General features: G+C 36.6%; 15 protein-coding genes. All 15 read right to left on the bottom strand.

What is annotated here, in order from left to right:
* Nucleotides 1-491, bottom strand: a 491-nt coding sequence (locus KJA15_00290; GenBank protein MBZ9571770.1) for a hypothetical protein, incomplete at its 3' end; no start/stop codon positions are given.
* 52 nt (nt 492-543) lie between these two features.
* Nucleotides 544-2,889, bottom strand: a complete 2,346-nt coding sequence (locus KJA15_00285) for a hypothetical protein (protein ID MBZ9571769.1) — start codon at nt 2,887-2,889, stop codon at nt 544-546.
* Nucleotides 2,890-2,892: 3 nt separating this feature from the next.
* On the bottom strand, nt 2,893-3,624 hold the full coding sequence (locus KJA15_00280; protein ID MBZ9571768.1) for a hypothetical protein: 732 nt from the start codon (nt 3,622-3,624) through the stop codon (nt 2,893-2,895).
* Between the two features lie 60 nt (nt 3,625-3,684).
* On the bottom strand, nt 3,685-4,089 hold the full coding sequence (locus KJA15_00275; protein MBZ9571767.1) for a hypothetical protein: 405 nt from the start codon (nt 4,087-4,089) through the stop codon (nt 3,685-3,687).
* Nucleotides 4,090-4,307: 218 nt separating this feature from the next.
* Entirely contained in the window at nt 4,308-5,096 is a 789-nt protein-coding gene (locus tag KJA15_00270; GenBank protein ID MBZ9571766.1) for a prepilin peptidase, read from the bottom strand.
* Between the two features lie 136 nt (nt 5,097-5,232).
* Nucleotides 5,233-5,775, bottom strand: a complete 543-nt coding sequence (locus tag KJA15_00265; GenBank protein ID MBZ9571765.1) for a hypothetical protein — start codon at nt 5,773-5,775, stop codon at nt 5,233-5,235.
* 264 nt (nt 5,776-6,039) lie between these two features.
* Nucleotides 6,040-6,519 (bottom strand): prepilin-type N-terminal cleavage/methylation domain-containing protein, encoded by a 480-nt coding sequence (locus tag KJA15_00260; GenBank protein ID MBZ9571764.1) that lies wholly within the window; start codon nt 6,517-6,519, stop codon nt 6,040-6,042.
* A gap of 103 nt (nt 6,520-6,622) precedes the next feature.
* The gene (locus KJA15_00255; protein ID MBZ9571763.1) at nt 6,623-7,114 is read right to left on the bottom strand and encodes a type II secretion system protein; all 492 of its coding nucleotides are present in this window, start codon (nt 7,112-7,114) and stop codon (nt 6,623-6,625) included.
* Between the two features lie 203 nt (nt 7,115-7,317).
* A complete protein-coding gene (locus KJA15_00250; protein ID MBZ9571762.1) occupies nt 7,318-8,529 on the bottom strand; it encodes a type II secretion system F family protein in 1,212 nt (403 codons plus the stop codon).
* Nucleotide 8,530: 1 nt separating this feature from the next.
* A complete protein-coding gene (locus KJA15_00245) occupies nt 8,531-9,598 on the bottom strand; it encodes a type IV pilus twitching motility protein PilT (protein MBZ9571761.1) in 1,068 nt (355 codons plus the stop codon).
* 219 nt (nt 9,599-9,817) lie between these two features.
* Nucleotides 9,818-10,183, bottom strand: coding sequence for a response regulator (locus KJA15_00240; GenBank protein ID MBZ9571760.1), 366 nt, complete (start codon nt 10,181-10,183; stop codon nt 9,818-9,820).
* Between the two features lie 43 nt (nt 10,184-10,226).
* Nucleotides 10,227-11,954, bottom strand: coding sequence for a type II/IV secretion system protein (locus KJA15_00235; GenBank protein ID MBZ9571759.1), 1,728 nt, complete (start codon nt 11,952-11,954; stop codon nt 10,227-10,229).
* Nucleotide 11,955: 1 nt separating this feature from the next.
* Nucleotides 11,956-12,228, bottom strand: coding sequence for a hypothetical protein (locus KJA15_00230; GenBank protein MBZ9571758.1), 273 nt, complete (start codon nt 12,226-12,228; stop codon nt 11,956-11,958).
* A gap of 12 nt (nt 12,229-12,240) precedes the next feature.
* Nucleotides 12,241-12,798, bottom strand: a complete 558-nt coding sequence (gene pilO / locus KJA15_00225) for a type 4a pilus biogenesis protein PilO (protein ID MBZ9571757.1) — start codon at nt 12,796-12,798, stop codon at nt 12,241-12,243.
* Nucleotides 12,799-12,802: 4 nt separating this feature from the next.
* On the bottom strand, nt 12,803-13,333 hold the full coding sequence (locus KJA15_00220) for a hypothetical protein (protein MBZ9571756.1): 531 nt from the start codon (nt 13,331-13,333) through the stop codon (nt 12,803-12,805).
* Nucleotides 13,334-13,482: the final 149 nt, after the last annotated feature.

Raw genomic sequence — 13,482 nt, 5'->3', positions numbered from 1 at the left:
TCTCCCTGAGGATTACAAGCGTCTTCACTATCTCCACAATAAAGATGAGTCACTAGTGTATTTCCAGTTTGGGTAGTAGTATCTATAACAGTTGAGGAAGTAGTGCTGATGGTTTTTTCTCCGGTGCTAGAAATGTTCTCTTGCCTTCCCATGAACTGAGCGTTCCAGTCACAAGAGAGCCAGGGTTCGCCATAACCTGAATCTTCAGTCCAGTTAGAGGCGCTATCATTAACACTGGTGAAATTAACCTTGCATCTAATCTCTGATATTGTGACAGTAGCTGGGTCAAAATCTAAATCTATGTTGCTGTAGGTTGTATCTGTCTGAACATTTGTTCCGACTACAGTTGCATCACAGGAAATTGTTCCTGATTCTAAATCGTCACTCGCCCAGGTTGGGTCAGGATCTCCAGTAGAGGTTGGAGTCTCAATTAGAAAACCAAAAATTATCAGGGAGACTAGTGCTAAAAAAATAAGAATTTTTTTAGACATAGAATAGATATTTTTAAAACCTCTTTTTAAACATTAATTTAAGACCTTACGTTCATGGAGAACAGGTATCGGTCTGATCTACACAGTAATAGATAGTGGCACAACCGGAATCGTCATCTGAACAATTTAGGGTGATGTCAACACTGCCATAATACCAGTCAGTGGTGCAGGGTGCCCCATTACATAAAATATCGGTGGTTGGCGCATTTAAATCAATGTGAACGGTTATAGTAGCCATTCCAGTATTTCCTGCCACATCAGTTGCCCGGGCATGAACAGTACAAGTATTTTCACCGTGAGTTCCGCAGTCTCCTGGAACATTAACAGTGAAGGAACCATTAGGACAGGCTCTACTTCCTGATGCGGTCGGTGCTCCATTATCATAGATGACAAAATCACAAGTTGCTAGGCCAGATCCTCCAGTATCTAAATCAGTTACAAAAACGTCAAAACTAGGTTGTCCCTGCCAGGAACCAGCAGTAGGAGAGGTAATCTGAGGAATTGGAGCCTCTTTGTCAACCATAAACTCTACTGGTGGAGAAAAGCCAGTATTTGTGGCATTATCCATAGCTGCTCCACAAACCCAAGAATGAGAAGAGATGGCCTGGGGAGAGGCCAAGGTATAGTCATCATAATTGATTGAACAAGTCCCGGGATCAGTTGAATAGATTATCAATCTGTAGGTAGTGAAATCACAAGCGCTTCCCCCAGTGTCTGTGCAAGAAACAGCAGCTGTGGCATCCATATTCTGCCAGGTTGGTGGAGCACCAGTAACTGAGACAGAAGGTAGAGTTTGCTCAACCATAAACTCTACTGGTGAAGAAAAGCCAGTATTTGTGGCATTATCCATAGCTGCCCCACAAACCCAGGAATGAGAAGAAACAGTCTGGGGAGAGGCCAAGGTATAGTCAGCATAATTGGTTGGACAAGTTACGGGATCAGTTGAATAGATTTCTAATCGGTAAGTTGTTGGGTCACAGTCACTTAAAGCATCTTCACAATAGATATCAGCCTGGGCATCGAAATTTTGCCAAGTTCCTGGAGCGCCAGTAACTGAAACAGTATAAGGTGGAGTTTTATCTAACCTCACTGGCTGATCGTGTTTTGTCTCTGAATTATCTTTATTATCTATTGAATAATAACTGACGTAATTTATTCTTTCAGTCGTCACCGAGAAAAGACCAGTATAGGTAATGGTTGGATCACAGGGATTAGCATCCACACAATAATAGGTGGTTTGACAACCAGATTGGTTATCTGAACAGCTAAGGGTTACCCCAACATCGGCATTGAACCAAGGATCACAAGAGCCAGGACCTCCCCCATTACATTCAATATCAGTGGTTGGTGGAGTGTAATCAGGAGGGTAACATACACCTCCTTCACAATAGGCATTGGGGTCCCCATATAAGACATCACAATCTTCAATAAAAGTGGGAACGGTTGCATCGAAAACGCATGCAGCACCAGAACAAGCATAATCGTTCAAATCATGCCATCTCTCATCACCTATACAATAATCAGGATCAAAATAATCATCGTCATTACAATCATAAGTATTGGTACTACAGAGACAATTAGAACAGGAGTAAGTATATCTCACATCTCCATCACAGTGATCAGTGCCACAATGAGAGGCCTGGGAGCATTCTGCTCCACAAGAGTTTTTTACACAAGAACAGCCGCTCCGATCTGTACCAGAGCCAGCTGACCTCTCGTAACAGCTTGCTCCGCTACAATACCCATCAATGTCTTCCCAATCTTGGCAGGTACAGGTTCTGTTTCCTGAACAACAACTATAAGAAGGGCCATAGACCCGGCGATCAGTATCACAATTGTCTAGAGTCTCTGTTATTGGAGTATCGGGCCCACAGCTATTGCCATGACAGGAATAAGACGTAGAAATTCTAACTACTAGATCACCTGAACACTCCGTAGTGACTGTATTATAGTCAGAGCAGAATTTAGCATCGCTATAAATGCATGAGCAACTGTAAACTATAGAACAGATTCCACCCCAAAACTCTCTACCTCCTTCACACTTACGAGGGCAAGTAGTACCACTACACGTTCCACAAGGAGGACCTTGACAAGAACAACCAGTGGTTGTTTTTTTACAAGAAGCCCATGGCGCACTGGTACACATTCCAGGAGTACCTGCGCACCACCAGGCAGTCCCTTTGTAATATGTGCAGGTACATGTTTGGCCACCACTACAACACGTTTCACTATAATCAACTGTGTTGCATTCATCTGGAGGACAATCACTATCATCATCACAAAATATTTGTGCTTTTACCTTATTTAGAGGATTTAAAACGCCAATAAAAACTGCTAATACCAAAAGCAAAACAGAAATTGACAGAGAAATTTTAATTTTTCCAGATATTTTTTTCATTTTCTAAAGAAAAACCATTACATTAATTCCCTTTAACTCATTATCTATTAAATCGCCAAAAATATGCACCATATCACCAACTTTAATATCTTTAAAATCTATTGCTTTTGTTGGTAAGCCAGGAGAAAAAAGTGTTAAGTTAGCTTTCTCTCTTATTGGAATTTTTAAAGAATCTCCATTAGTAGTCAGGGTCAAAGAGCGATCTGAAATTTGACTGACTTTGCCTTCAGCAATAGCTGTCAAGCGTAAAATCTTTTTTGGTTTTTGTAAGGGTTTTATTTCTCCAGAAAGAACAGCTGCATTAAGCACCTTTAATTCATCCTCTATTAATTCAAGAGAAATATCTACTCTATCACCGATTTTAATATCTTTAAAATCTATTTTTTTTCTTTTTTGTATCATTTCTCCTTCTATGGATAGGGCAGGGATGGTTATTTCAATCTCCTCACCTATTGGAATTTCTAAGGCGTCTCCATTAGCAGTGAGAGTCAGTGAGCGACCGGAAATTTGGCTAACCTCTCCGTCGGCATAAGCTGTCCACCTCGTAATCACTTTTGATTCTTTTATAGCTACAATGCGCTGGATCTCTTCTTTTACTTCTTCAAAAGTTATAATCTTTTTTGGGGGCTCTTTAGAGGTTAATTTTAATATTCTCTCTCTGAAAACAAAAATTCCAACAAATCCTAATATCAAAGCAAAAACTATTACAACTAAAATTAAACTTTTCTTTTGCATGATTGTATCTTCTTTCTTATTACTATTTTATTAATTTTTCCAACAATTTATAAATTCAAATTAGGGCAGGGATTCAATTTTGCTAACATCGTTAAGCTCGCTCTTTCCAGCAATATTAGTTTTGCTTTTAATTAAAAGAAAATCGCCGGATTTAAGATCTTTAATGGTTATTGGTATTTTCTCAGGAGTAAAAGTTGCTTCCAAAGGAGGGTTTTTTGGATCAAAGGGAAATTTTAACTGAACAATCTCAGTATCCCTGCTTAAGTTAACTTTGATTTTTTTCTCTTCTTTTGGCGGTTTAACTATCAAATAATTATCCTCGATATTAATTTCGGCAATTACTGCCCCTAAGCTGAAGACTTCTGGAGGCCCCTGATCTTCTACAATTTCTTTCTTTTGGGGAAATTTTACTTGTTCTATCAGATAAAAAACCCCTCCAAAGATCAAAACAAATAAAACAATCATTAGAATAATTTTTTGATTCTTTGTAAGGTTTTCCACGTATATTACAAGGAGGATTTTATTGCCTGACCTTTATTTTTATTTTAACAAAAGTTTATTCAAGGACCAATAATAATCTTTCCCTTGGCCGCGATTTCTACGATCGTAGAAATCGCAGTCCATTAAGAACAATTATAAGATGTTTAGACTCGGGTTTAAATAATAATAATCAACCTTTTTCATTATAACAAAAATAGGCCCAGATACCAACTAATTAAGTTGTTACCCCAGAAAAAGGCAATAAATGTTCCTGTTACCAAAAATGGTCCAAAGGGAACTTCTGATTTTAATTTCTTTTTACCGGTTAAAATCAGGCCTACTCCTATTATAGCACCAATAAAAAAAGCTAAAAATAAAGCAACCAAAATATTGAGCCAACCCAGAAAAAGACCCACAAAAAAACCTAATTTAACATCACCAAATCCCATCCATTTACCTCGAGAAAGAAGAAAAATAAAGAGAAAGAAAGCGCTGGCAATAAAGGCTGCCAATAAACTATTCAAAAAGAAATGGAAATCATGAAATTTTAAGTGTGAATAAAGAATATTATATATGAAGGCAATGCCGATTGCTGGATAAATTATTTTGTCAGGAATAATATAGTATTTTAAATCAGAAACAAAAATAATGATTAGAAAACTAGTAATTAGTAATCGGTAACTGGTAACCAGTAAATTTGGAAAAGTATAATAGCCCACAAGAACAAATAGTGTTCCGGTGGCGAGCTCTACTAAGGGATATTGTAATGAAATCTTATTTTTACAATATCGGCATTTTCCCTTTAAAATTAGAAAGCTTAAAAGAGGAATTAAATCTTGCCAATTTAATTTATGCTTACAATGAGGACAATAAGAACGGGTGAGTAAAAAACTTTCCTTGGTCTGAAGACGATAAATTATGGAATTTAAAAAAGAACCGGTAGCCAATCCGAGAAGAAAGACAAAAAATGAAAAAAAGAAAATCAATCCCATTTTTTATTTATTATTTATTTACCTAACTAACTTACCTAACTATTTATTTACCCGATTATTTTTCTGTCTGTTATCCACCTAACTTTGATTTCAAATGACCGCGATTTCTACGATCGTAGAAATCACGGTCAAAGTTTCATTTTTTGGTTTCTAATTCCAGTTCTTCAATTAAAAATGTTTTTACATATTTTTCCAAATCATATTTTACTATCAGTCCTTGAACTTCTTCTAAAACATCGTAAGGACAAACCCAAATGCTTTTTTGTAAATATTTAAAACCCAGAAGTTGAAGATTTTCTCTAAAAAGATCTCGAAAGTTTCTTTTTTTCTCTGGAATATCAAAGATAACCATTATCCACTTTCCATCTTTTCTTCTTCTCTTTTCTTTTAAGCGAAGAGTAGTTTTTAAAACTTTCTCTATTCCCTTTTGAGTTAAAATTATGGCTTCATTTGGCTCAAGGCTCTTAACCTTTATATATCCTTTTTTCTTAAGATATCGAATAAATTTAAAAAATTCTCTCCTATCGGCTTTCTTTCGATAAAAACATCTCGCCTTGTAAAGTTCAGGAAACCAGACTTCTTTTAAGGTTCGGGGAGCAAATAAAGCATGGACATCAGAAATCTTCTCAATGGCATTGAATAAATCCCAGAGAAACTTATCAGTGATTGGTAATTTCATAAATTTTTAAAACTTTTGAAAATTATAACACTAGTGAATTATTAAATTATTTTAACACATTAAATTTTTCTCGGGAATATACGAGATGACCGCGATTTCTACGATCGTAGAAATTGCGGTCCAGATTACGGCTACAGGGGAAGAAGTGAGAAGTAAGAAATCAATACTCAGAATTAAAAACTAATTCCATTTTTATAGCCAATTTATTAACAAATAAAAAATGGGGCAAAGCCCCATTTTTTAGACAGGAATAAACCTTCTTAATTAATCAGTAGCACAATCAGCAGTTGAGTCACAGGCAGCTGGTGATGTCCCGGCAATTCCAGTGGAATCTAAACAATAATCACCCAAAGTAGCTAAGGCAGATTGAGCACAATAGGCATCTGTAGCAGCGTAACAGGTTGGGTCAGAACCACTATATTTTCTAATCCCCTCTTCAATTAAACCAAGGGTGTTGGGATAATCAGTATCATTAAGGGTATTATCGCTAGGGTCACAAAGTCCAGCATAGGTACCAGTGGCATTTTTAATCATAACGGCTTCCACTCTTACCTGAGCTAAATCAGCCATAATTCCTGCGTCTTTACCTTTGTTTCGAACATTTAATGCGGCGACCGAAGCAATACTAGCTAAAAGCCCAATAATAGCAATGACTATCAAAAGTTCAATTAAAGTAAAGCCAATCAAAAATTTCTGATTTTTAAATAAAATAAAACCGTTAAATTTCCTAAAGAAAAATAGCATTATTTTAAACCGAATAACCCTGATGCTTTTTAAATTCAGAGCCCAGAGTTTCTAACAAATTTGGATTATTAAATTAAATAAATAGGAGTTTTTCAACTATTAACTACCTTATAGTAGGACAAACGTAGGTAACTGGTAAGCCTCCACCACAAGTTGTGCTGGGGTCGGTAACAGTATTACCAGCTCTTCCTGTGCTGTCTATACAGTAAAAGTCGTTACTTCCACCGTATTGAACATTCAGGGGCGTATAAACACAGTATTCTCCAGAGACAGCTTGGGCTGTTACATCCTCAGTTCCTGCTGCTGCATCATCCCCTCCGCACCCTGATGTTCCACTAGGGCACTGCTTATCAACGTCATCACAAAGAGCCCCTATCTCTGTATCATAAATACAGGCTAAATTTGTGTAACTACCTTCTGCTGCATTAATTAATTCGGCCTTAGTTCGCATCTGGGCCATGGCGGCAGTGATTCTGGCATCTCTGGCTTTTGCCCTTGCTCCCCCTAAAGAAACCAAGACAATTGAGGCTAAAATTCCGATAATAGCAATAACCACCAAAAGTTCAATTAAGGTAAAACCTTTTTTCTTGGCCATAATTTCTACTTTAATTATTTTTATTAATTTCTAATTTTTATTTTTCGACCTTTTAATTTTTTATCCTAGCTCTAATTATAGCATATTCAATTAAGTAAAACCCGTTAGAAATTATAATTATTCACAGGTAAACTATTTTTTTATTATATTATTACTTTAATTATTAAGGAAATTTCTAACGGGGTCAAACTGTGGAAAACTATTTAGAATCCACTCAGGCCAATTTGATAAATTGGCATTAGAACGCTAATTACTAATCCACCAACAACTATTCCCAAAAAGATAATTAAGATTGGCTCCAAAAGACTAACAAGACTATCCAGGGTTCGGTCAACCTCTTTTTGGTAAAAACCAACTATGTTCATTAGGGCTGGACCCAACCGGCCGGTTTTCTCTCCAACCACCGTCATTTGGATAACTAGAGGAGGAATGGCCCTAGGATATCTCTCTAAAACTGCACTTATTGTCTCCCCTCTCCTAACTTCATCTCTGGCTTTTAAAATAATGGTTTTGTAAACATCGTTTCCTACTACCTCCCCGGTAATTTCTAAGGCCTGAGCAATTGGCAACCCCCCAGATGTTAAAGTCGCAAGATTTTCAGCAAAACGGGAAAGATAGATCTTCTGCAAGAAACCACTGATTACAGGTAGTCTTAAAAAAAATTTATCAAAAGTTTTTTTTCCTTCTTTAGTTTTTGAAAATTGAAAAATTAAAATGATTACTACAAAAAAAACAAGGAGTAAAATCCAACCCCAATTTCTCAAAAAGTCAGAGGTTTGTAGAACCAATTTAGTCATAAAAGGAAGTTCTGCTTTAGCTTCTTTTAAAATTTCCGATAGCCGAGGAATAATAAAAAGGACAACAGCAGCAACTACAACTAAGACAACGATAAAAACAAGGACAGGATAAAGCATTGCCCCAATTACTTTGGAGCGAAAGTCATAATCTCTTTCTAAATGGTCGGCTAAATAATCTAGGACTTTGGTAAGTTCACCTGAGGCCTCACCAGATTTAACCATACTGGTATAAAAAGGGTCAAAAATTTTGGGATATCTGGTTAAGGCGCGAGAAAGAGCAGTTCCCCCTTCTACTTCTTCTGCAATTTTTATAATTTTTTCTCTAAAAACTAGATTCTTTGTCTGTTTGGCTAAAGTATAAAATATCTCTACTATTGGAATGTTAGATTTAAACATAACAGCCAGTTGGCGGGAAAAGGCCACTACATCTTTTCTAGAAACTCTCTCTAAAAATTTAACTTTTTTAAAATAAACAGGTATTGCCTCAGCCCCTTCTAATAAAGTAACATAAAGTCCATATTTTTCCAAAAGAGCTAAAGCCGCCTCTCTTGAAGAAGCCTCAACTGTTCCTGTCCGAACTTGGCCTTCTTTAGTTCTAGCCTGATAGTTAAATTTCATATTATCTGACGATGAGTTTTCTTAATGAGGCTGGATCTAAAGAGTAATTCATAGCATTTTCCAAAGAAATTTCCTTTGCCCTAATAAGATTGGTTAAAGACCTATTTAAAGAAATCATCCCTAATTCAGCTGAAGTCTCAATAACTAAAGGGATTTCGTGGACTTTATTTTCTCGAATTAAATTGGCGGTGGCTGGAGTATTCATCATTATTTCGCAGGCCGGTATTAAACCTCCTTTAATTCTGGGTATTAATCTCTGAGAAATTATCCCTAAAAGGGAGCCTGACAACTGAGCTCTAATTTGACCCTGCTGGGCAGGAGGAAAAGAGTCGACGATTCGATGAACACTCTGGGCAGCTGAATTAGTATGTAAAGTAGCAAAAACTAGGTGCCCTGTTTCAGCAGCAGAAATAGCAGTGGCCATAGTTTCTAAATCTCTCATCTCCCCAACCATAATTACATCGGGGTCCTGACGGAAAGTTGAACGCAAGGCCTGGGCAAAAGATTGGGTATCTCCATAAACCTCTCTCTGGTCAATAATACAACGGTCATCTTCAAAAACATATTCAATTGGATCCTCAATAGTAATGATATGCTCTGACCTGGAATGATTTATTTCATCAAGTAAGGCAGCCAAAGTTGTTGATTTTCCATGAGAAGAGGGACCGGTAATTAGAATAAATCCCTGGGCTGGTTTAGTAAACTGATGTAAAACTGGAGGAAGATTTAACTCTTCAATTGTTGGAATTTTGGCTGGAATTAAACGAAGGGCACAAGAAACATTATCCCTCTGAAAGAAAATATTAATTCTAAATCTGGCCTTTCCCTCAAAGTTATAGGAAAAATCAATTTCTTTTTTTTGAAGAAATTTCCCTTTTTGCTCCTCAGTCATTAATTCAAAGGCTAATTGCCGAGAATCTTCTGGTGAGATCTTTTTTCGTTTAATTAAAGGGATAAGCCGGCCACCCATTCTTAAAACCGGGGGATGACCTACTGAAATATGTAAATCAGAGGCCTTTTCCTGGACAGTGAAATCAAGTAATTCTCTAAGTTGAGAAGAATAATCCATAGTGGTATTATAAAAGTGAGTCGCTCACCCTCACCCAGCACCTTGTACTGGCGCTCCCCGCCCAGGGCGGGTCGCTTCGGGCTCGCTCTTTAAAAACCCTCGGTTTTTAATATTTTCCTATACGGGGAAACCGAAAGGTTTCTCAGATGGGGCTTTCCGACTCAACCTGCTTCGCAGGTTTCGCGGAGAAGCCTCGCGTCTTGACCGACCCCTTTCCGATTATCTTAATATTTTTTTTATTTCTTCTACTACCTGACTCGGGGTATAGTTTGCTTTAACAAAATATTTTATTGCTCCAAGCTTAAATCCCTTTTCCACCTCTTCTTTTTGACTAAGATTAGAAAGAATAATAACTTTTAAATCCTCAAAGCCTAGCTCAGTTCTAACTTTTTTAAGAATATCCCAACCATCAATATTGGGTAAAACTATATCCAAAACCAAAAGATCTGGGGTCTCTTCTTTTATTTTCTTTAAGGCTTCTTCACCATTTTTAGCTACCTCAATAGAAAAACCTGAGTCTTTTAACTTTTTGGTATAAATATCTATTACAAATGGATCGTCCTCAACTAATAAAATTTTTTTCATAATTTAATTACGAAGTAATCAAGGTCCTGACGAAATCAGGTTCTCATTTTTCCTCAGCCACTCTCAGAATTTCCTCAATAGAGGTAATACCTTCCAAAACTTTTAATACACCGTCTTGTTTCATAGTGATCATTCCCTGACGCTTAGCTTCCTCCTGAATTCTCATCTCTGAGGGTTCCTTTAAAATTATATCAGAAAGTTCATCAGTCATAGTTAGGACTTCAAAAATTCCGATTCGCCCGGCATAACCCTCGGAGTTACATTTTTTACAACCTTTAGCCTCAAAAATTTCTAAGGGCTTGGGAGTTTTAAGATTTTTTTTAAGAACTTCGGGGAGTTTTTCAATTTCTTTTAAAATTAAGTCTCTAATTCTTGACCTAGACTTCACTTTTTTCTTGCACTCCGGACAAAGTTTTCTCACTAGTCTCTGGGCCAGAGAGATGCTCAGGGTGGGAGGAATTAAATAGGATTGAACTTCCAAATCAACGAGTCGGGGAATAGTCCCCAAGGCATTGGTAGTATGTAGGGTAGATAAAACTAGGTGACCAGTTAAGGCAGCGTGGGTAGCCAAAGCCGCTGATTCTTCATCTCTAATTTCTCCAACCATAATGATATCAGGATCTTGCCTAACCATGTGACGAAGGCCAGTGGCAAAATCATAACCAATTTCTGGCCTAATCTGGGATTGATTAACTCCATCAATAAAATACTCAACTGGATCTTCCAGGGTCATAACGTTTACTCCTTCTTTATTTAAAATCTGCAAAATAGCATACAAAGTTGTAGTCTTTCCACAACCGGTGGGCCCGGTAGCTAAAATCATTCCATAGGGCTTTTTTATTGCCTCTCTAATCACCTCAATATTTCTCCCAGTCAATCCCAACTGTTCAAAAGTTAAAAGTCCCTTAGTAGGATCTAAAACCCTAATTACCACTTTTTCTCCCAGACTAGTAGGAAAGGTGGAAATTCGATAATCAATATCTTTATCATCCATTTTTGTCGAAAACCTCCCATCCTGGGGAATCCTGGTCTCATCGATTTTTAAATTGGCAAGAATTTTAACTCTGGCCACTACTGCCTGATGAATCTTAAGAGGCAAAAAAAGGGATGAGTGCAAAACTCCATCTACCCGGAATCGGACTCTCAATTTTTCTCTCACCGGTTCAATATGAACGTCAGAAGCCTTTCCCTCAACTGCGTGTCTAAGAACTACTGCCACAACTTTAGAAATAGGGGCTTCTTCTACTAATCTCTCCACTTCAGCTGCTACCAGAGGCCTAACCCTAACTTTTTTCACTGTCAGTTCTTCTTTTAGCTCCTCTAAGGCCTTTGTCACCTCTTTCCTTAAAGTTTTATATTGTTTAAAAATATTTTGAAAGGTAGTGGGAGTGATTAAAAAAACTTGATAGGATAGCTTTGCCTGACGAGTTAAAAATTTTAAAGCCTCTCGAGCTTTTGAATCCTCTGGATAAACCATTCCTACCTCCAAGATATTATCTTTTTTAGCTAAAGGGATCATTTTGTAATATTTAACCGATTCTTCGGGAATTAACTCTAAAGCTTTTAAAGAAACTTCTTTAGGAAAAACTTCTTTTAAAGGTATTTTAAGATTTTCACTTTTTAAACTAAACAAAAAACTTTCGGGAACTATTCCCCGCTCAATAATCATTTCCTCCTCTTTTCTTCCTGATTTCTTTATTTCAAACTCTAAGGAGGCAGCTTTTTCTTTTTCTAATACTCCCCTTTTAACCAGTTGTTGAACCAATGTCATATTAGTAGGGGATGAAAGGATTTTCTCGGCCGATCTCTTCCTCAAAAGAAGAAATTTTTTCAAAAGATTGAAACTCTCTTAAAAGAGGACTTTTTAATAACTCAAAATTTATTTCAATTTTTGGTGGTAGTGGGGGTAAAATTTCTGGAGGAAGAGGTCTTGGTTTTATTAAAAAATTATAGGCAAGGATAAAAACAGCTCCAAGAACTATTGCTATGAAGATAAAAATTAAATATCTCTGTCTTTTTCTTCCTGGGGAAGTGATAACAACCATTGTTTTCTGTTTTTAATAAGAAAAAGTTTTTATTTCTAATGCAAAAGAGAAAATCTCTCCTTCTTCAAAAGAAAAAGAGATTGTTTCTATTTCAATAAGCCGGGCAGATTTTTCTAAAGTGGAAAGAAAATTTTTTAGAGCAGAATAGGAACCGGAAACTTCAAAACCAAGACGAGTCTCTTTAATCTCAGAAGGGGAGAGGGGCTGTTGTTCTGAAGGGGTAGCTGTCCTAGTTGGTTTTTTTAGTGAAACTGTGGAAAAAGATCCCAATTTTTTAAAAACTAAACCATTTTGGGAACTAGCTTTCTCAAGAAAATTTAATAAAGAAGGCAAGGAAGGATCATCTGGAAGAGCATCATTAATTTTGGAAAGTTCAGCCTCATATTTTTTCAATTCCTCAGAGATTTTGTTAAGATCCGAAAAATATTCCTCCCGATAGTTAAGTTCGGTCTCTCTTGTCTTAATTTCAAGCTTGAGATCTCTTAAGTCTTGATATTTTGGCCAAATTATAAAGAATCCTAAAATTAAGGTTAGAAAAAGACAAATAATAGCGGTAATTAATCGGGGCATAATTTTATTTAAACAATTCTGGCCAAAGAGAAAGACCTAAAGTGAATTCAATATCTCCCCCTTTTCCAATCCCAACATTAGATAAATTAATACTTTTAATCATTTCATCCTTTTTAAAAATCAAGAGTTGTTGACCTAAAGCTTGAAAACTTTCCGTTTTGCCAAAAATATTTCCTTTTTTTTCATCAATATTCAAATTTACTTTAGTAAAGAAAACTTTTGGATGACAGATTTTCTCAAGAGAAATAAAGAATTTTGAACTTATTTGATGGGCACTAAGTAAAGAGGAGAAGTCTTCAATTGTTTTCTGATAATTTAAAATCTCTTTCTTTAATAACTCTTGTTGTGGAGTTTTTCCTTTTTCTAAAGCTATTTCTAGTTCATCTAAAGCTAATTCTGCTTTTTTATAGTAGACATAATGTAAAACAAGATAGCCTGAAATTGAGGTTAAAAGCAAAATCAAAGAAAGATAAAATAGAATATTTTGCCAAAGGGGTAGTTTAGCTGCCTCTTTGGGAATAATCTCTATTGCCATAAAATTAGCTTTTTAGCTTGTAGCTCTTTAAAAACCCTAGGACGGGAGTTTCCGCAGAGCTAAGAACTCTCGCGTCCCTTCGGTTCTTAATATTTTCCTATACGGGAGAACCGAATGGTTTCCCAGACGGGGCTTTCCGACTCAATCCG

Source organism: Patescibacteria group bacterium (assembly GCA_020148145.1).
In the GTDB taxonomy this organism is placed as follows: Bacteria; Patescibacteriota; Minisyncoccia; order Minisyncoccales; family JAHCRE01; genus JAHCRE01.
The sequence above is the reverse complement of the archived record's forward strand: the minus strand, read 5'-3'. Positions and strand labels throughout refer to the sequence as shown.

What these genes read in the sequence shown, in the direction of transcription:
- KJA15_00285 (MBZ9571769.1), bottom strand. Translation starts at nt 2,889, where the DNA reads ATGAAAAAAATATCTGGAAAAATTAAAATTTCTCTGTCAATTTCTGTT.
- KJA15_00280 (MBZ9571768.1), bottom strand. Translation starts at nt 3,624, where the DNA reads ATGCAAAAGAAAAGTTTAATTTTAGTTGTAATAGTTTTTGCTTTGATA.
- KJA15_00275 (MBZ9571767.1), bottom strand. Translation starts at nt 4,089, where the DNA reads ATGATTGTTTTATTTGTTTTGATCTTTGGAGGGGTTTTTTATCTGATA.
- KJA15_00270 (MBZ9571766.1), bottom strand. Translation starts at nt 5,096, where the DNA reads ATGGGATTGATTTTCTTTTTTTCATTTTTTGTCTTTCTTCTCGGATTG.
- KJA15_00265 (MBZ9571765.1), bottom strand. Translation starts at nt 5,775, where the DNA reads ATGAAATTACCAATCACTGATAAGTTTCTCTGGGATTTATTCAATGCC.
- KJA15_00260 (MBZ9571764.1), bottom strand. Translation starts at nt 6,519, where the DNA reads ATGCTATTTTTCTTTAGGAAATTTAACGGTTTTATTTTATTTAAAAAT.
- KJA15_00255 (MBZ9571763.1), bottom strand. Translation starts at nt 7,114, where the DNA reads ATGGCCAAGAAAAAAGGTTTTACCTTAATTGAACTTTTGGTGGTTATT.
- KJA15_00250 (MBZ9571762.1), bottom strand. Translation starts at nt 8,529, where the DNA reads ATGAAATTTAACTATCAGGCTAGAACTAAAGAAGGCCAAGTTCGGACA.
- KJA15_00245 (MBZ9571761.1), bottom strand. Translation starts at nt 9,598, where the DNA reads ATGGATTATTCTTCTCAACTTAGAGAATTACTTGATTTCACTGTCCAG.
- KJA15_00240 (MBZ9571760.1), bottom strand. Translation starts at nt 10,183, where the DNA reads ATGAAAAAAATTTTATTAGTTGAGGACGATCCATTTGTAATAGATATT.
- KJA15_00235 (MBZ9571759.1), bottom strand. Translation starts at nt 11,954, where the DNA reads ATGACATTGGTTCAACAACTGGTTAAAAGGGGAGTATTAGAAAAAGAA.
- KJA15_00230 (MBZ9571758.1), bottom strand. Translation starts at nt 12,228, where the DNA reads ATGGTTGTTATCACTTCCCCAGGAAGAAAAAGACAGAGATATTTAATT.
- pilO (MBZ9571757.1), bottom strand. Translation starts at nt 12,798, where the DNA reads ATGCCCCGATTAATTACCGCTATTATTTGTCTTTTTCTAACCTTAATT.
- KJA15_00220 (MBZ9571756.1), bottom strand. Translation starts at nt 13,333, where the DNA reads ATGGCAATAGAGATTATTCCCAAAGAGGCAGCTAAACTACCCCTTTGG.